The sequence below is a fragment of the Mitsuaria sp. GD03876 genome (assembly GCF_029840635.1).
Taxonomy (GTDB): domain Bacteria; phylum Pseudomonadota; class Gammaproteobacteria; order Burkholderiales; family Burkholderiaceae_C; genus Roseateles.
Map to the genome: position 1 here is coordinate 201,094 of NZ_JAOCCU010000001.1, position 17,820 is coordinate 218,913.

General features: G+C 71.2%; 9 protein-coding genes. 6 read left to right on the forward strand and 3 right to left on the reverse strand.

The genetic code is table 11. The annotated features are described in order from the left end of the window. Window positions 1–47 precede the first annotated feature (47 nt). The 5 genes from N5D62_RS00980 to N5D62_RS01000 all read left to right on the forward strand — a co-directional run bounded on the left by N5D62_RS00980 (window position 48) and on the right by N5D62_RS01000 (window position 11,007). A complete protein-coding gene (locus N5D62_RS00980; RefSeq protein ID WP_279755477.1) occupies window positions 48–494 on the forward strand; it encodes an SRPBCC family protein in 447 nt (148 codons plus the stop codon). Between the two features lie 675 nt (window positions 495–1,169). Then, window positions 1,170–3,224 (forward strand): protein-disulfide reductase DsbD domain-containing protein, encoded by a 2,055-nt coding sequence (locus N5D62_RS00985; RefSeq protein ID WP_279755478.1) that lies wholly within the window; start codon window positions 1,170–1,172, stop codon window positions 3,222–3,224. Between the two features lie 40 nt (window positions 3,225–3,264). Then, the gene (locus N5D62_RS00990; protein WP_279755479.1) at window positions 3,265–3,921 is read left to right on the forward strand and encodes a redoxin domain-containing protein; all 657 of its coding nucleotides are present in this window, start codon (window positions 3,265–3,267) and stop codon (window positions 3,919–3,921) included. A gap of 210 nt (window positions 3,922–4,131) precedes the next feature. Continuing rightward, a complete protein-coding gene (locus tag N5D62_RS00995; protein ID WP_279755480.1) occupies window positions 4,132–5,376 on the forward strand; it encodes an MFS transporter in 1,245 nt (414 codons plus the stop codon). Between the two features lie 204 nt (window positions 5,377–5,580). After that, window positions 5,581–11,007, forward strand: coding sequence for a diguanylate cyclase (locus N5D62_RS01000; protein WP_279755481.1), 5,427 nt, complete (start codon window positions 5,581–5,583; stop codon window positions 11,005–11,007). 118 nt (window positions 11,008–11,125) lie between these two features. On the opposite strand, the gene N5D62_RS01005 is transcribed toward N5D62_RS01000, so the two are convergent. After that, window positions 11,126–12,037, reverse strand: a complete 912-nt coding sequence (locus N5D62_RS01005; protein WP_279755482.1) for a TIGR02285 family protein — start codon at window positions 12,035–12,037, stop codon at window positions 11,126–11,128. Between the two features lie 301 nt (window positions 12,038–12,338). Here N5D62_RS01005 and N5D62_RS01010 point away from each other — a divergent pair, with 301 nt between their 5' ends. Beyond that, on the forward strand, window positions 12,339–13,547 hold the full coding sequence (locus N5D62_RS01010) for a Fic family protein (protein WP_279755483.1): 1,209 nt from the start codon (window positions 12,339–12,341) through the stop codon (window positions 13,545–13,547). 144 nt (window positions 13,548–13,691) lie between these two features. On the opposite strand, the gene N5D62_RS01015 is transcribed toward N5D62_RS01010, so the two are convergent. Further along, window positions 13,692–14,651, reverse strand: coding sequence for a sulfate ABC transporter substrate-binding protein (locus N5D62_RS01015; RefSeq protein WP_279755606.1), 960 nt, complete (start codon window positions 14,649–14,651; stop codon window positions 13,692–13,694). Between the two features lie 267 nt (window positions 14,652–14,918). Continuing rightward, complete coding sequence (locus tag N5D62_RS01020; RefSeq protein ID WP_279755484.1) at window positions 14,919–17,696, reverse strand: TonB-dependent receptor; 2,778 nt, start codon at window positions 17,694–17,696, stop codon at window positions 14,919–14,921. Window positions 17,697–17,820: the final 124 nt, after the last annotated feature.

Sequence of the window (17,820 nt, forward strand, 5' to 3'; positions counted from 1 at the left end):
CCAGGACTATGGTGGCCCCTCGTTCCTCACGAACCAGGGAGACACCGATGCCCTTCACCATCCGCCTGCACCGCGTCCTGAAAGCCCCGCCGGAACGCGTGTTCCGCGCCTTCACCGACCCCGCCGCGATGTGCAAGTGGCTGCCACCCTTCGGCTTCACCGGGACCATGCACCAGATGGACGCCCGCGCCGGCGGCACCTGGCGCATGTCCTTCACCAACCTCTCGGCCGGCGGCTCCCACAGCTTCGGCGGGGAATACCTCGAGTTCGAACCCGGTCGCAAGCTCCGCTACACGAGCCGATTCGACGACCCGAACCTGCCCGGCGACATGACCACCACCGTCGAGCTGACCCAGGTGTTCTGCGGGACCGAAATGCAGGTCACCCAGGAAGGCATCCCCGACGTCATCCCGTCGCAGGCCTGCCACCTCGGATGGCAGGAATCGCTGATCCAGCTGATTCAACTCGTCGAACCCGATATTCCGAACGGCTGATTTTTCGGCCTCTTTCGACGGCGATTTCCGGCGGCCATTTCAGGCGACTCGACCCTGGCAGGGAATGTCAGGGTCTGCGCATTTTTTCGAGCCGAAGTCGGCGAAGCGGTGGTGGGGTGCGATGCGCCTTCGCCTCCCGATTTCTGGGTCTCGATGGATTCGAGGCGATCGGCCGGTTCTGGGACCGGTTCGGAGTGTCAGCACCTGTCAGCCTCTACGCTTTTTTTTGAGGCGATTTGGGGTGTCGGGAAGCTCCCCGACTCCGATTTGCCAGGCGCGGGCTCTTCACGACGCGGGGGGCGTCCCTCCGGGAACCCCCGCATCATTCCGGCCCCACCCACACTCGCTGACTCCCCCTTTCGCGTGAATCACGGACGGCGCGAATCACGGGAGATCACCATCCCGGTTTCTTCGAATCCTCGAAGTAAGGAAACAAGGAAGGTCGACGTCTTGTGAGGGTCTCGACCATTCCCTAGCATCGCCGCCATGTCGCGCTCCACCCCATCCCCACGGCGATCCCCCTTCGCCAACACCCTCCTCGGCCTGGGGCTCGGTCTCGCCACGCTCATCGCTGCCACAACGGTCACCGCGACGACCGCCACCACGGCCGCTGATGGCATCGCATCCAAGGCGGCACCCTCAGACCGCTCAGCCACCGACGAAGTCCAGGTCCGGTTGATCAGCGCCTCCTCGCGCGTCGCGCCCGGACAGACCGTCCAGGTCGCCCTCGAACAACGCATCGCGCCGCACTGGCATACGTACTGGAAGAACCCCGGCGATTCCGGCCAGCCCACCAGCATCGAGTGGTCCCTCCCAAAAGGCGCCACCGCCAGCGAGATCCACTGGCCCGCGCCCAAACGCTTCGACGTTGGCCCCATCACCAACTACGGCTACGAAGACCAGGTCCTCCTGCTCACCGAAATCCGGCTTCCTCAAGACCTGACCCCCGGATCGACCGCCACCCTCACCGCCGAAGCCACCTGGCTCGTCTGCCGCGAGGAATGCATCCCGCAGCAAGCGACGCTCGCCCTGTCGCTCCCCGTGGCCGCTTCGCCGACGCCCTCGTCCGACGCGGCGCGGTTATCCACAGCCTTGTCCTCGTTGCCACCGAAGGCCCCGTTCGACGCGACCTCCCGCATCGATGGCAAGGACCTCGTCGTCAGCTGGCCAGCGGCCGCGACCTCGGGTGCGCGGCAGGCCCTGTTCATGCCCAATGAGTGGGGACGCATCCAGCACGCGGCCAAGCCGGTGCTCGATCGCGACGGCGATGCCTGGCGACTCCGCATGCCCGTCGGCGAGCAGCCAGCATCGGCGGGACAAGCGCTCGAAGGCTTGCTGCTGGTCGACGGCAAGGCCTGGGAAGTCCGCATGCCGGTGGGCGGTGGCGCATCACCCGGCGATGGATCAGACCTCAGCCTGTGGACGGCGATGGGGCTCGCGCTGATCGGCGGCCTGATCCTGAATCTCATGCCGTGCGTGTTCCCGGTCCTCGCGATCAAGGCGCTCGGATTCCTGCAAGGCAGCGCGCGTGAGCACCGTCGCCAAGGCCTGGCCTACACCGCCGGCGTGCTGGCCGCCTTCGCCGCGCTCGGTGTCGTGCTGCTCGCGTTGCGCGGCGCCGGCGACAGCATCGGCTGGGGCTTCCAGTTCCATTCCTCGCTGTTCGTGCTGCTGCTCGCGTGGCTGATGTTCGTGCTCGGCCTGTCGCTGGCCGGCCAGCTGCAGATCGGCGCCGGCTTCGCCGGCATCGGGCAGGGCCTGGCGAGCAGACCCGGCCTCGCCGGCAGCTTCTTCACCGGCGTGCTCGCGACCGTCGTGGCCACGCCCTGCACCGCGCCGTTCATGGGCGCGGCGATGGCCTTCGCGCTCGCGCAACCGGCGCCGGAATTGATGGCTGTTTTCCTGTCGCTGGGACTCGGCCTGGCGTTGCCGTATCTGGCGCTGGCCTGCTGGCCGGCGCTGCAGCGCCGCTTGCCGCGCCCAGGTCCGTGGATGGAAGTGCTCAAGCAGGCGCTCGCCTTCCCGATGTTCGCCGCGGCGATCTGGCTGGTCTGGGTGCTCGCGCAGCAGGCCGGGCCGATGGGCGTGCTGGTGGCGCTCGCGGGCATGGGGCTGGTCGCGCTGGCCGCCTGGGTCCGCGCGGTGAGCCGGCATGCCTCGCCCCGCTGGCGTTGGATCGGCGGCGGCACGGCCTTGGCGGCGGTCGTCGCCACGGCCGCGCTGGTGCCGTCGTTGTCGGCGATCACCGACGACAGCTCGTCGGCGTCGGTCGTCGCGACGGGTCTCGACGGCGCCAGCGGCGGTGTGGTCGGCACCGGCGGTTCCGGCAGTGCTGGCGATGTCGGTGGCGGTCGCGCGAAGCCTGTGGACAACACGCACGAGCCCTATTCCCCCGAGCGCCTCGCCCAGCTGCGCGCGCAGGGCAAGCCGGTGTTCGTGAACCTGACCGCGTCCTGGTGCATCACCTGCCTGGTGAACGAGCGCGTCGCGCTGTCCACCGACGAGGTGCGCGAGGCCTTTACCCGCCAGGGCGTGACTTACCTGAAGGGCGACTGGACGCGCCAGGACCCGCGCATCACCGCCTTGCTCAAGCAGCACGACCGCAGCGGCGTGCCGCTCTACCTGTTCTATCCCGCCGGGACCGGCAGCAGCGCGCAGGTGCTGCCGCAGCTGCTGACGCCCGGCATCGTCACTTCGGCCCTGCGGGCCGGAGCGCCCTCTGTCCCCTGAGCCGCTCCCGTTCCGGAGCCCCCACCTGGAGATCACCGCCATGAACGTCTCGACCACCGCTTCCTCCGTGCCGACTTCCTGGTCGCGCCGTGCCGTGCTCGCCACCGCGGCGTTCGCCGCGACGCTGTCGATGGGCGGCCTCGCGCACGCGCAGGCGCAGCTCGACCAGCCCGCGCCCGCCTTCAGCGCGGCGACGGCCGACGGCAAGACCGTGACGCTGGACAGCTACAAGGGCAAGACCGTGGTGCTGGAGTGGACCAACCACGAGTGCCCCTACGTGAAGAAGCACTATGGCAGCGGCAACATCCCGGCGCTGCAGAAGGAAGCGACCGCGCAGGGCGTGGTGTGGCTGCAGGTGATCTCGTCGGCGCCGGGCCAGCAGGGCAACGTCGACGGCCCGACCGCGATCAAGCTGAACAAGGACCGCGGCGCGGCACCGACGCAGGTGCTGCTCGACCCGAGCGGCCAGATCGGCAAGAGCTACGGCGCGCAGACCTCGCCGCACCTGTTCATCGTCAACCCGCAAGGCGTGCTGGTCTACAAGGGCGGCATCGACAGCATCGCCACCGCGAAGGTCGACGACATCTCCAAGGCCGATCCCTACGTGAAGACCGCGCTGGGCGAGCTCGCGGCCGGCAAGAAGGTGACGCACGCCAGCACCAAGCCCTACGGCTGCTCGATCAAGTACGGCAGCTGAGCCGTCACGGCGTCACAGCGTCACCGCGTCACGGCGTCACGGCGTCACAGCGTCGCGCCATCGAGTCGTCGCGCGATCGAATCGTCGAATCGCGGAGCCGCCGAGCCGCCCGCGTGGACGGGGAAGCCCTCGCCCGCCCGGGTGCATCGACGCTGATCGCCCACGGGCGGAGCGAGGCTGGGGACAATCGCGCCTTTGCGCAGTCCCCCGATGAGTTCCTCCCCGCCCGCCGCCGCCACGTCCACCGCGTCCCCCAACGCCCAGCCGACCGCGCCGATGTCGCGCGCGCTCGTGCTGCTGCTGGCGGTCGGCGCCGGCCTGTCGGTCGCGCCGCTGTATTACGCGCAGCCGATGCTGGGCCTGCTGTCGACCGAGTTCGGCGCCAGCGCCTCGCAGATCGGCCTGATCCCCACGCTCACGCAACTGGGCTACGCCGCGGCGATCCTGCTGCTCGCCCCGCTGGGCGATCGCATCGAGCGCCGCCGGCTGATCGCCTTCAAGAGCGTCGCGCTGCTGCTGGCGCTGGTGATCGCCGCGGTCTCGCCCAACCTCGCCGCGCTGTGCCTGGCCAGCGTGCTGATCGGCATCACCGCGTCCCTGGCGCAGGACCTGCTGCCCGCCGCCGCGACGCTCGCGCCCGACGCGCAGCGCGGCCAGACCGTCGGCACGGTGATGACCGGCCTGCTGCTGGGCATCCTGCTGTCGCGCGTCGTCAGCGGCACGCTGGCGCAGCAGTTCGGCTGGCGCTGGGTGTTCGGCATCGCCGCGGTCAGCGTGCTGCTGCTGGGCATCGCGTTGCAGCGCGGCCTGCCGCGGATGGCGCCCGCCAGCCCGATGCCCTATGGCGAGCTGCTGCGCTCGATGGTCACGCTGACCAAGCGCTACCCCGCGCTGCGCACCGCCGCCGCGACGCAGGCGCTGCTGGCGGTCGGCTTCAGCGCGTTCTGGTCGACGCTGGCGGTGATGCTGCATCAGGAGCTGAACCTGGGCAGCGCGGCGGCCGGTGCCTTCGGCCTGGCCGGTGCCGCGGGCGCGCTGGCGGCGCCGCTCGCCGGCCGCGTGGCCGACAAGCGCGGCCCCCGCGCCGTGATCCGGGTCGGCGCCACCCTGGTGCTGTTGTCCTTCGTCGGGATGGGCCTGCTGCCCAGCAACCTGTGGGTGCTGGTCGCGGGCACGGTGCTGTTCGACCTCGGCGTCCAGTCCGCCCTGGTCGCGCACCAGAGCATCGTCTACGGCCTGGAGCCGCCGGCGCGCAGCCGCCTCAACGCGGTGCTGATCGGCGCGATGTTCATCGGCATGGCCAGCGGCGCGTGGCTCGGCTCGGTGGCCTTGCAGTCGATGGGCTGGCGCGGCGTGTGCGGCCTGGCGGTGCTGACCTCGGCGGGCGCGCTCCTGCTGCGCGTGCGCGCCGACCGCGCGAGCGCGGGCTCGCCCGCCGGGACCCCGGCCCCCTGACGCGAAGGCGACGCCGGATCGCCGCCGCCCGCGGATCCGGTGTCGCTGCCACCGCCTCGGCGGTGTGCGCCGAACGCGACGAACCGGCTCGGAACTGTCGCTTTCTTCCGCTTCCTCCTGGTTTCGTCGCGCGCTTGACGCTGGCGTGACGCGGCGGTGTCGCAGCCAACCGTTACAGTCCGCGAACAACAGCGAGCGGACGGGATGACGGACAGACGAGCGTGGGAGGCGGCCGACCCTGGCGCCTGGCAGGCGGAGCGGACGCTCCACCAAGGCCGCCGGAGCGAGATCGTCCAGGTCGGCGACGGCCGGGGCGGCACCGCGTTGCTCAAGCGGCTGCGCGACCCCCGCGCCGATCCCGCCGCGACCGCCCGGTTGCGCCGCGAGTTCGAGCTGGCCCAGCGCCTCGATGCCGCCTTCGTCCTGCGCCCGCGCGCGCTGGTCGAGCACGACGGCCGCCCCGCGCTGCTGCTGCCGGAACTCGGCGCCGAGACGCTGCGCCACCGCCTGCGGCGCGGCACCCTCGGCAACGACGAACTGATCCAGCTGGCGCTCGACCTGGTCGACGGGCTGCAGCACCTGCACGGGCTGGGACTGATCCACCGCAACCTCGGTCCCGGCCAGGTGCTGCTGCTGCCCGGCGCCGGCCATGAACCGGCCCGGACGCTGATCGCCGACCTGGGCCTGGCCGCCGAGATCGAACGCGAACGCCCGCTCGTCCAGCGCGCCGAGCTGATCGAGGCCTCGCTCGCGACGCTCGCGCCGGAACTGACCGGCCGCATGAGCCGCGACGTCGACTACCGCGCCGACTTCTACAGCCTCGGCGCCACGCTGCTGGAGGCGCTGACCGGCGCGCCGCCGTTCAGCATCGAGGACCCGGCCCGCGCGGTGCACGCGCACCTGGCGCTCGCGGCGCCGATGGCCACGACCCGCAATCACCAGGTCTTCGCGCCGCTGGCGCAGGTCGTCGCGCACTGCCTGCACAAGGAACCCGAAGGCCGCTACCAGAGCCACCAGGCGCTGCGCCACGACCTGCAGCTGTGCCAGGCCGCGCTGCGCCAGGGCCGCGCGCTGCCCGGCTTCGAAGCCGGCCACGGCGACGCCGCGGTTCGCTTCCAGCCCAGCGGCCGGCTCTACGGCCGCGAGTCGGCGCAAGCCCAGCTCGGCCAGGCCTTCGACGACGCGGCGACCGGCCATGCCGGCGGGTCCGGGCTGGTCGCCGTCGCGGGGTTCTCCGGCATCGGCAAGACGGCGCTGGTGCTGGCCGCGCAGCGCAGCCTGCTCGCGCAGCGCGGACATTTCGCCGCCGCCAAGTTCAACCAGTACGGCCAGGACCGGCCTTACGGACCGCTGCTGCACCTGCTGCAGCAGCGCGCCGCGCAGGTGCTGGCGCTGCCGGCGCCGCAACAGGCGGTCTGGCGCGAGCGCCTGGACGAGCGCCTGGGCGCGAACGCCGCGCTGCTCGCGCAGGCGCTGCCGGAGATGGCGCCGCTGCTGGCGCTCGACGCGCCATTGGTGCCGGTCGGCCCGGCCGAGGCGGAGAACCGCTTCCTGCGCAGCGTCAGCCAGGGTTTCGCCGCGCTGGCGCGCGAGGGCGAGCCGCAGACCTTGTTCCTCGACGACTGGCAATGGGCCGACCGCGCGTCGCGCCGCTTGCTGCGCGAATGCCTGAACGACGCGACGTTGCGGCACACGCTGTTCGTGCTGGCCTACCGCGACAACGAGACCCCGCCGGGCCATCCGATCGCGCAGGAGCTGTCGGAGTTGCGCCAGCAGTTGGGCGAGCGTTTCACGCCGTTGCGCATCGGCCCGCTCGGGCTGGACGACACGCGGCACCTGCTCGCCGACAGCCTGCACCGCGACCCCGCAGCGGAAGACGTCGGCCTGGACGAGCTGGCGCGGCTGTGCCAGACCCGCACCGCCGGCAACCCGTTCTTCCTGCGCCGGCTGCTGGAGGACCTGGTCCGCCGCGGTCTGATTCACTACGACGCCGCCGCGCAGCGCTGGGACCATGCGCTGGAACGCATCGCGGCGACGCGCACGGCGGACAACGTCGTGGCGCTGATGCTGCAGCAGCTCGAACGCCTGCCCGATGCGACGCGCCAGGCGCTGAGCGTGGCGGCGCTGCTGGGCGCGGGCTTCGGCCTGGACAGCCTGGCCATGGCGCTGGACGAGCCGGCCGACGCGCTCGCCACCGCGCTGCTGCCCGCGCTGCAGGCGCAGCTGCTGGTGCCCGCCAGCGCGCTGTACCGCTACGCGCCGCAGCTGCAGGGCCAGGCCAGCGAATCGGTCCGCTACGCCTTCGCGCACGACCGCGTGCAGGAAGCGGCGCTGCAGCGCATCGCCGCCGACCAGCGCCCCGCGCTGCAGCTGCGCATCGGCCGGCTGCTGCGCGACGGCCACCGCGCCGCGCAGCCGGACTTGCCGCTGCCCTACACGGTGCTGCATCACCTGAACGCCTCGCGCATGCTGCTGCGCGAGCCGCACCACGAGGCCGAGCGCCAGGCGCTGGCCGGCTACAACGCGCAGGCCTCGTTCCAGGCGATGGACGCGGCCGCCTTCGAGCCGGCGGCGGACTACGCCGAGCTCGCGCTCGAGCTGGCGCCCTGCTCGCCGCAACGCGCCGCCTGGCTGCATCACGCGGCGCGGATGGCCTACCTGGCCGGCCGGCCGTCGCGGATGGACGCGCTGCTCGAATCGGCGCTCGCCGACACGACCGACAACGCGCAGCGCGCGCGGTTGCTCGAGGTCCGCATGGAGGCCTTCTACGCGCAAGGCCGGCTGGCCGACACGGTGGACCTCGGCCTGGAGCTGTTCCTGCTGCTGGGCGCCGAGCTGCCGCGCGCCGGCGGGCCCGACGCGATGGCCAAGGTCATGCAGCTGCTGGCCGGGCTGCAGCAGGAGATCGCCGCGATCGGCCTGGACACGCTGGCCGAGCGCGCGCCGATGCGCGACGAGCAGCGCCTGCTGCTGATCTCGATCGCCGCCAAGATGACCGCCGCCGCCTACATCGTGCGGCCGGCACTGCTGCCGCTGCTGACGCTGTTCCAGGTCCGGCTGATGGTCGACCACGGGCATGTGCCGCAGGCGCTGTCGGCCTATTCGGTGCTGGGGCTGATGTGCGCCGAGTTCCTCGGCGACTACCGCTTCGCCCACGACCTGGGCCGCATGTCCACCGAGCTGGTCAGCCGCCACGGCTGGATGCAGGTGTTCGCGCATGCCGGGTTCTCGTTCCACGCCTTCCTCAGCCACTGGGTGCAGGGCCTGCGCGTCAGCATGGACGGCCTGATGCAGACGCATCGCAACGGGCTGGAGTTCGGCAACCTGCGGCACGCGGGCCTGGGCCTGTACGTGCACGACGCGCATGCGTTCCTGGCCGGCACGCCGCTGCCGGCGCTCGAGGAGCAGCTGGTCACGCACGGCCGCCGCCTGCGCGCGATGCGCCAGCCGGTCGCCGCCGACTACGAGGACGCGTTGCTCGGCCTGGTGCGCACGCTGCGGCAGCCTGCCTTGCCCGAGGACGGCTTCGACGGCCAGGAGGCGCTCGCGCGCACCTACGGCGAGCGCCAGGACCAGACCGGGCTGATGTTCCTGCACGGCTGGCAGGCGGTGCTGCATTTCGTGGCCGACCGGCCCGAGCCCGCGCTGCGCCTGGCCAAGGAGGCGCGCGCGCTGTTCGCGGCCGGGCGCGGCATGCACGCGCAGTCGCTGCTGCTGTTCATCGCGGCCTGGGCGGCGCAGCGCGTCGCCCTCGCGGGCGGGACGCGGGACCTGGCGCTCGAGGACGACGCGCTGCAGCGCCTGGAGCGCTGGCGCGATGCCGGCCCCGGCCACCTGCACGACCGCGTCGCGCTGCTGCGGGCGCAGCGCGCGATGCTCGACGGCGCGCCGGCGGCGGAGATCGACGACGGGCTCGAGCGCGCGCTGGCGGCGGCGCAAGGGCCGCTGGGCACGCCGCTCGACGCGGCCGCCGTGCTGCGCGCCCAGGCCGACTGGTGGCGCGAGCGCGCGCCGGAGCGTGCCGACGCGGCGCGCGCGGGCCTGCTCCGGGCCTGGAAGGCGTGGGGCGTGACGGCGCTGGCCGGCGAGACGCTGGGCACGCCGCTGCCGCTGGATGTCCACGGCGCGCCGGTCGGGGAGACCGGACCGGCCGGCGAGATCCGCGCCGACGCGGCCGACCTGAGCACGCTGACCAAGGCGGTGCAGGCGATCAGCAGCCAGCCGGACCTGCCGCGGCTGCTGCGCCGGCTGCTGGAGGTCGTGGCCGAGAACGCCGGCGCGCAGCGCGCCGCCATCGTGCTGGCCAACGGCGCCGCCGGCGCGACGCGCTGGGTGCTGCAAGCCGAGGCCACGTTGGGCGAGCAGCCCCGGCTGCACCTGCTCGAGCAATTGCCGCTCGAGCGTGCCGGGCAGCAGTTGCCGCTGGCGCTGATGGGCCGCGTGCTGCGCGACGGCCGCCGCGAGCTGATCGCCGACGCGCGCGGCCTGGCGACGATGGAGGACTACTTCCAGCAGCAGTCGGCGCCGCCGCGCTCGGTGCTGGCGCTGCCGCTGCTCAAGCAGGGGCAGACGGTGGGCGCGCTGTACCTGGAGAACGCCGCCGCGGCGGGCGTGTTCACCGAGGCGCGGGTCAGCTTCCTGGAACTGCTGTGCGCCAACGTCGTCAACGCGGTGGACAACGCGCGGCTGGTGGCGGAGCTGCAGGAGCTCAACGCGAGCCTGGAACGCCGCGTGGCGCAGCGCACGCGGGAGCTGGCCGACAGCGAGGAACGCCTGCGCGCGGTGCTGGACCATGCGCCGATCCCGATGGTGGTGACGCGCGAGCATGACGCGCTGATCGTGTACGCGAACCAGCCGTCGGCCGACATCGCCGGCCGCACGCTGGACGACCTGGTCGGCAAGCCGGCGATCAGCTTCTACCGCGACCCGCAGGACCGGGACCGGATGCAGCAGAAGTTCCGCCAGGAAGGCCGGCTGCAGGGCGAGGAGCTGTGCCTGCTGGCGGCCGACGGCAGCGAGCTGTGGATCCTGCTGTCGCAGGTGCCGGTGAACTACGACGGCGCGGCGTCGGTGCTGAGCACGCTGGTGGACTTCACCGACCGCAAGCGGCTGGAGCTCGAGCTGCAGCGGCTGGCGACGACCGACGCGCTGACCGGCGCGGCCAACCGGCGCAGCTTCCTGGAGCACGCCGAGGCTGAGGTGGCGCGCAGCCGGCGCTACGGTCTGGAGATGGCGCTGGTGATGATGGACGTCGACCACTTCAAGCGCATCAACGACACGCTGGGCCACGCGCGCGGCGACGCGGCGCTGTGCCGCCTGGTGCAGCTGTGCGCGCAGATCGTGCGCAAGCAGGACCTGCTGGGCCGGCTCGGCGGCGAGGAATTCGGCCTGCTGCTGCCGCAGACCTCGCTGGAGGACGCGTCCCACCTGGTGGAGCGGCTGCGGCATCACATCGAGACCAGCGGGCTGGAGCTGCAGCCGGGCTCGCCGCCGGCGACGCTGACCGCGAGCTTCGGCGTGACCGCGCTGCGGCCGGAGGACCTGCGCGTCGAGGAACTGCTCGGCCGCGCGGACCAGGCGCTCTATCGCGCCAAGGACGGCGGACGCAACCGGGTCGAGCGGCAGGCCTGACGCTCGGGCCGGTCAATCGGGCCGGTCAATCGGGCCAGGCGATCGGGCCAGGCGATCACGCCGGACGCTGCCGCGATGGCCGCAGCCAGGGGCGGCTCGCGGCGGCGGCGCGAACGCGTCAGGGATCGATGCGGGAGGGTTTCGCGCGTTCCCGGTAGAACGCGTCGAGCCGCGCGGCGTAGTGGGCCTGGGTCTCCGGGGTGAGCCAGTGCATCAGGCCCTCGCGCAGGTTGGCCGCGCCTTCGGGGCGACCGTAGGCCTTGTCGATGCCGCGGATCGCGGCGAGTCCCCACGGCGTGCGCGGGCAGGCGATGCCGGCCATCACCAACTCGCTGGCGCCCTGGATCGGCACGCTGACGAGGTCGGGCGGGTTGCCGGCCATCACCAGCGCCATGTCCTGGTCGACCGAGTAATCGGCCCGGTCCAGGCTGAGCATCTGCAGCACGCGGGCGCCGAAGTCGCGCGGCGAATACAGCGCCACGGCGCTGGCGGCGGGTCGGGCGGCGAGCTGCTCGTCGAGCGCCGGCCCGTAGCTCCGACCGTCGATCAGCGCGCCGCGCAGCGAGGTGTCGGCCAGCAGCTGGGCCAGCCGCACTTCGCCGGCCGCGTTGCGGGGCAGGCGCTTGAGGCGATCGCGCCGCACGATCAACTGCGGCGGCGGGGTGAGCTGGGTGTTGGTGAAGTAGGCGGACTTCTCGCGTTCCGTCGTCCGGACCAGGTTGGCGCGGCAGACCTCGTCGCCGTTCTCGATCATCTGCCAGCTGCGCTTGGCGTTGGCGAAGACGACCTCGTGCTGGACCGTCGGCCAGTGCTTGCCGAGGTAGGTGGTGACGCGGGCGGTGACGCCGCTGGCATCGGCGCCCTTCATCTGCGGCGCGTGGTCGGAGGCGAGCCAGGTGATCTTCGTCACCGTCGGCGGGGCCGTCGACGCCGCGCCGCCGCCTTGAGCGCCCGCGACCGGGCTCGCCAGCAGGGCGGCCAGGGGCAGGAGGACGGCGAGACGCGCGCGGAACGGGACGGGGAACTTCACGCCGGGCAGCATACGGGGATCACCCCGGATCGATGGCGGCCTGCGCCCGACGCGGCACGGCGAGGGCGGTAGTAGGTCACTGCCTGTGAGTCGGCGACGGGGGATGGGAGGGCGCCGCCGTCGAATCGTTCTGGGTCGCTGCTCGCCGAGCGGGTGGTCATCCGATCAGCCAATTGGTCAGCCAAATAGTCTGCCAAAACAACCCCTATATCGGGGAAATGATTGTAAAAAAGCCAGTCATGACATAGGCTTACTGGATTGATTGGTCTGCCAATCCGTCTGCCAAAAAGATTGCCAACAAGTGTCCGTCAAGCCGACCATCGTCACTGCGTTCGATTCCCCACATCAGTTCGAACCGCTCCTGCCCGGAGGGCGCCACCTGGGCGAATTGAAGGAACGCGGCGATCAGATCGCCAGGGCCTCGCTGCTGCTTCAAGGCGGCGCGCATCCCAGCGTGCTGGCGGTACTGCGCCAACTGGTGAGGGCGATGAACTCGTACTACTCGAATCGGATCGAGGGACAGAGCACGCATCCGCTCTACATCGCGCAAGCGCTGACCCGCAGCTTCGCCGACCAGCCCGACATCGCCGCGAGGCAGCGCCTGGCCGTCGCGCATGTCGAGGCCGAGCAAGCGTTGGAACGCCTCCTCCAGGACAACGCCGACCCGCTGGTCAGTGCCTTCACGATCCTGGCCCACCGCGAGTTGTATGAGCGCCTGCCCCCAAAAGATCGCCGGTCGGAAGAAGGCACCGTGATCGAACCCGGCGAGATCCGGACGACCGACGTGGCGGTCCAGCGTCATCAGCCGCCGACGCATGCGTCGCTGCCAAGGTTCCTCGCCCGCTTCGACCAGGTGTTTGCCAAGCGATGGGTGATGAGCGACCTGCCTTTCGTGGTGGCTTGCGCGCACCACCGCATGGCGTGGGTGCATCCCTTCGCCGACGGCAACGGGCGGGCCACCCGCCTCCAGACGCATGCGGCGCTGTGGACGCTGTCAGGCGGACTCTGGTCGGTGAATCGCGGCTTTGCGCGGCGTCGGGACGAGTACTACGCCCGCCTGTCCGAGGCCGACATGGCCCGCCAGGGCGACCTCGACGGCCGCGGCAATCTCAGCGAACGCACGCTGGTGCGGTGGTGCGACTTCTTCCTGGAGACCTGCGAGGACCAGGTGGCGTTCATGGGCAAGCTGCTCGACCTGCCCCACATGCGGACGCGCCTGGCGCAGTTGGCGGCCGTCCGTCGGCAGGAGCCTGGAAAGGACCTGGTCTACCGGCCCGGGATCGAGCTGCTGCTGTATCACCTCTTCGCCGCCGGGCCGCTCAGCCGCGGCGAGTTCCAGCAACTGACGGGACTGCCGCAGCGCACGGCGGCAAGAGTCCTGAAGGGACTGCTCGACGACGGCATCGTCAGCTCGGAAAGCCGGAACTCCGCCGTGCATTTCGCGCTGCCGCTCGATGCCCTGCCCATCCTGCTGCCCGGCCTCTACCCGGAAGCAGCGGCCCCTCTCTGAAGAAAAAAAGCCCCGCCGGCTTGTGGCCAGCGGGGCTGCTCGCACGGAGCGAACGGTCAGGTTGCCTTTGACGCGGCTAACGCCGCGCCCGAGATCGACCGAGGAGACAAACGTTGAAAGCGTGTGGCGCGGTCCCCGCGGGACTCAGCGCGCCGTGTTGATCTGGTCGAAGACGCCGCCGTCGTCGAAGTGCGTCTTCTGCGCGTTGCGCCAGCCGCCGAAGACCTCGTCGATCGTCACCAGCTTCACCGGCGCGAACTGCTTGGCGTACTTCGCCGCCACCTTCGGATCGCGCGGCCGGTAATAGTTCTTCGCGGCGATCTCCTGCCCTTCCGGCGAATACAGGTACTCCAGGTAGGCCTGCGCCACCTTGCGCGTGCCCTTCTTGTCCACCGTCTTGTCCACCACCGACACCGGCGGCTCCGCCAGGATCGACAGGCTCGGCGTCACGATCTGCACCTTGTCCGGTCCCAGCTCCTTCACCGCCAGGTAAGCCTCGTTCTCCCAGGCGATCAGCACGTCGCCGATGCCACGCTCGACGAAGGTCGTCGTCGCGCCGCGCGCGCCCGAGTCCAGCACCTTGGTGTTGGCATAGATCCGCTTGACGAAGGCCTTGGCCGAGTCCGCGTTGCCGCCCGGCTGCTTGAGCGAATACGCCCAGGCCGCCAGGTAGTTCCAGCGCGCGCCGCCCGAGGTCTTCGGGTTCGGCGTGATCACGTCGATGCCGCTGCGCGCCAGGTCCGGCCAGTCGTTGATGTGCTTCGGATTGCCCTTGCGCACCAGGAACACGATCGTCGAGGTGTACGGCGACGCGTTGCTCGGCAGGCGCTTCTGCCAGTCCGCCGGCAACAGCTTGCCGTGGTCGTGCAGCGCGTCGATGTCGTAGGCCAGCGCCAGCGTCACCACGTCCGCGTCCAACCCGTCGATCACCGAGCGCGCCTGCTTGCCCGAGCCGCCATGCGAGTTCTTCACCGTCACCGTCTCGCCGGTCTTGGCCTTCCAGTACTTGGCGAACGCCGCGTTGAAGTCCTGGTACAGCTCGCGCGTCGGGTCGTACGAGACATTGAGCAGCGTGACCGCGCCCTGCGCATGGGCCAGGGGCATCAGCGCCCCACCCAGCAAGGCGGCGGTGGCGAGCAGCGAGACGGAGCGGCGAATGACGTTCACGGGATGGTTCTCATGACGAGGGGTTGGGGGAGCGCCCAATGTAGGCAAGCCCACATTGGAACGGAACCAAGAAGTTCTGCTTAGCTTTGCACGCCGGCATCGGGATCGCGGGCCAGGGGCGAGCCGCAATGAAAAGGGGCCGTTCCCTCGTGAGGAACGGCCCAACGCCGGGGCACGGTCGCGCCGGCGGTCGGAACCCCCGGATCAGCCGCCGAAGCGGTGCTCCAGCTCGATCCAGCCCTGGCGGCCATGCGGCAGGTAGTAGCCCACCGGGTAATACGGCCAGGTCGCGCTCGGGTCGCGGCGGACCTTGTCGAACACGTTGTTGACGATCACGCTGACGCGCGTGTTCTTGGCCAGCTGCCAGGCCGTGCTGGCGTTGACGTTCCAGTACGGGCCCGCCCAGGCGCCGCGCTCCTCGCCGGGAATGCGGCCGTTGCGCTGCGTGGCGATCGTGTGCGACCAGTCGCCGATGCGCCAGTTCAGGCTGGCGTTGAGCCGGCTTGGCCAGTCGCCGAAGTCGCGCGTGCCCACGACGTTGTCGTTCGAGTCGCCCGCGAACTGCTGGTAGCGGAAGCTCTTCACCTTCGTGTACTTCGCGTCCACGCTCCAGCGGCCCCAGCCCTCGGTCGACCAGCTGTAGCGCGTGCCGACGTCGATGCCCCAGGTCGACTCGCTGGCCGCGTTGATCGGATTGACGCGGATCTCCGCCACCTCGCCCGGGCGCACCAGCGCGTCCAGCGGATTGCGGCGCACCCGCGCGATCGCGTCCTGGCAGGTCGGCGAGCCGATGTCCTTCGCCCCGGCGCGGCAGTCCGCCTCGGTGCGCAGCACGCCGTCGGCGCTCAGGTCGGTCACCAGGTCACGGATCGCGATCTTCCACAGGTCCACCGACAGGTCGAACGACGCCGCCGGCTGCCACACCGCGCCCACGCCCCACGAACGGCCGCGCTCGGACTTCAGGTCCGACGAGCCGGTGCGCACGTAGTTGAAGCCAGGCGAGACGTTGGCGAAGTCGCAGCTCGACAGCGGCTGTCCCGCCTGCGCGCAACGGTAGTAGTCCGTCGACGACGAGTAATAGCCCTTGGTCTGCTGCGCGAAGATGTAATTCATGTCCGGCGCGCGGAAGCTGGTCGCGTGCTGCGCGCGCAGCAGCAGCGACGCCAGCGGCCGGAACTCCAGGCCCGCGTTGTAGGTCGTGCTGCCGTCGTGGCGGCCGGCGAAGTTGTAGCGGTCATGGCGCGCGGCCAGCGTGGCCGTCAGCTGCTTCGTGATCGGCGCGTTCAGCTCGCCGCCCAGCGCCAGCCGGTCGCGCGTGCCGCGCACCGCCGGCGAGGTGCTGGTGTTGTAGAAGACGTCGGTGCCCAGCCGCGGGTCGGCCTCGTTGCGGAAGCCCTGCGTGCCGGCTTCGGCCACCGCCGCCGCCTTCACCGGACCGCCGGGCAGCGAGAACCACTCGCCGCTGGCCGTGGCGCTCAGCTGCTGGCTCCAGCTCGCGTTGCGCGTCCAGCTGCGGCCGGTGACGCTGTCGATCTCCGCCTGGGTCAGCGGCCGGAACAGCCGCGCCGGATCGGCCGAGTAGATCGCCGTGCCGTCCGACTCGGTGCCGAGCTTGGGGCCCAGCAGCAGCTGGTCGATGCCCGACAGCAGCCGCGGCGTCGTCGTGCGGTTCAGGTAGTACGAGCTGTTGGCGGCGACCTCGTAGGTCCAGCTGCCGGCCAGCTCGCCGCGCGCGCCGACGGCGACGTTGTGCGTCGCGTCCTGCCACTTGCGGTTGAAGCGGTCGACGCCGCCCAGCTCCTCGGGCGCGAAGCGCCGCGTCCAGGTCTCGAGCAGGCCGGTGCGCGCGTTGCGGAAGTAACTCTTGCCGGTGACCTCGGAAGTCCAGCTCGGGCCGCGGGTGTTGTTCTCGGTCCGCGCCCAGCCGAACTGGCCCTCGGCGAACAGCTCCAGCCCGGGGTGGACCTGCCAGGTCAGCTGCCCCGCCGCCTGCGCGCTGCGGTTGCCGGTCTGCGTGGTCCAGAAGCTCGGCGACGCGCGGCCGCTGCCGCAGAAGGTGCCGGTCTTGCCGGTGTAGGCGCTGGTCGAGCCCTCGAAGAGCCCGGTCGCGCCGGCGCAGCCGTCGGCCGGCGTCAGGTACTTGCCGGTGGTCGCGTCGCGGCGGCCGATGACCGCCGTCGGCGCCGCGCCCTTGAGCGTGGAATCGGCCATGAAGTCGCGCTGGCGGCTCCAGATCGGCTCGCGGCCGCTCAGCTCCACGCCCCACACGCCCTGCACCGGGCCGGCGTCGAAGCCGCCGGTGATCTGCGCGCGGGCGTTCTCGCCGCCGCCGCGCTGCGTGCCGCCGGCGCGCAGGTTCACGGTGACGCCGTCGACGTGTTTCTTCAGCACGATGTTGACCACGCCGGCGATCGCGTCCGAGCCGTAGACGGACGACGCGCCGCCGCTGAGCACCTCGATGCGGTCGATCAGCGCCGACGGGATGTTGGCGATGTTGACGAAGTTGACCGAGCCCTCGTAGGCGGTGGGGTAGTCGGCGACGCGCCGGCCGTTGACCAGCACCAGCGTGTGGTTGGGCCCGAGCCCGCGCAGGCTGATCGCGTTGGCCGCCGGCGTGAAGGTGTTGCCGAAGTCCTCGCCCTGCGTGAAGCCGGTGTTCTCGGTCAGGTTGCTCAGCGCGTCGGAGACGTTCTTGTAGCCGAGGCGGTCCAGGTCTTCCGACTTGATCACGGTGACCGGGCTCGGCCCCTCGCTGCTGACGCGCGAGATGCGCGAGCCGGTGACCACCACCGACGGCAGCGGCGCGTCCTTGGCCGCGGGGTCCTTGGCGGGCGCCGGCTGCTCGGCGGCGGAGGCCGCGGCCTTGGCGGGCGCGGTCTCCTGCGCGAAGGCGGCGGTGAGGGGATAAGCGGCGGCGAGCGCGGCCACCAGCGTGGCGGCCGTCCGGGTGAGGCGGACCGCGGGCGCGACGAAGGGCTTCAAGTGACTTCCTTGTGGGAGTGATCAGGGGAGCCCGTCACTCTAGGAAGCGGCCCTCGCGGGAAGAACCAATCGATTCAGCTTTGCTTTGTCGTGCACCGCGAGGATGCACATGCGGAAATTCTTT

Coding starts and splice junctions, on each gene's coding strand:
- N5D62_RS00980 (WP_279755477.1), top strand. CDS start 48: ATGCCCTTCACCATCCGCCTGCACCGCGTCCTGAAAGCCCCGCCGGAA.
- N5D62_RS00990 (WP_279755479.1), top strand. CDS start 3,265: ATGAACGTCTCGACCACCGCTTCCTCCGTGCCGACTTCCTGGTCGCGC.
- N5D62_RS00995 (WP_279755480.1), top strand. CDS start 4,132: ATGAGTTCCTCCCCGCCCGCCGCCGCCACGTCCACCGCGTCCCCCAAC.
- N5D62_RS01000 (WP_279755481.1), top strand. CDS start 5,581: ATGACGGACAGACGAGCGTGGGAGGCGGCCGACCCTGGCGCCTGGCAG.
- N5D62_RS01015 (WP_279755606.1), bottom strand. CDS start 14,651: ATGCCCCTGGCCCATGCGCAGGGCGCGGTCACGCTGCTCAATGTCTCG.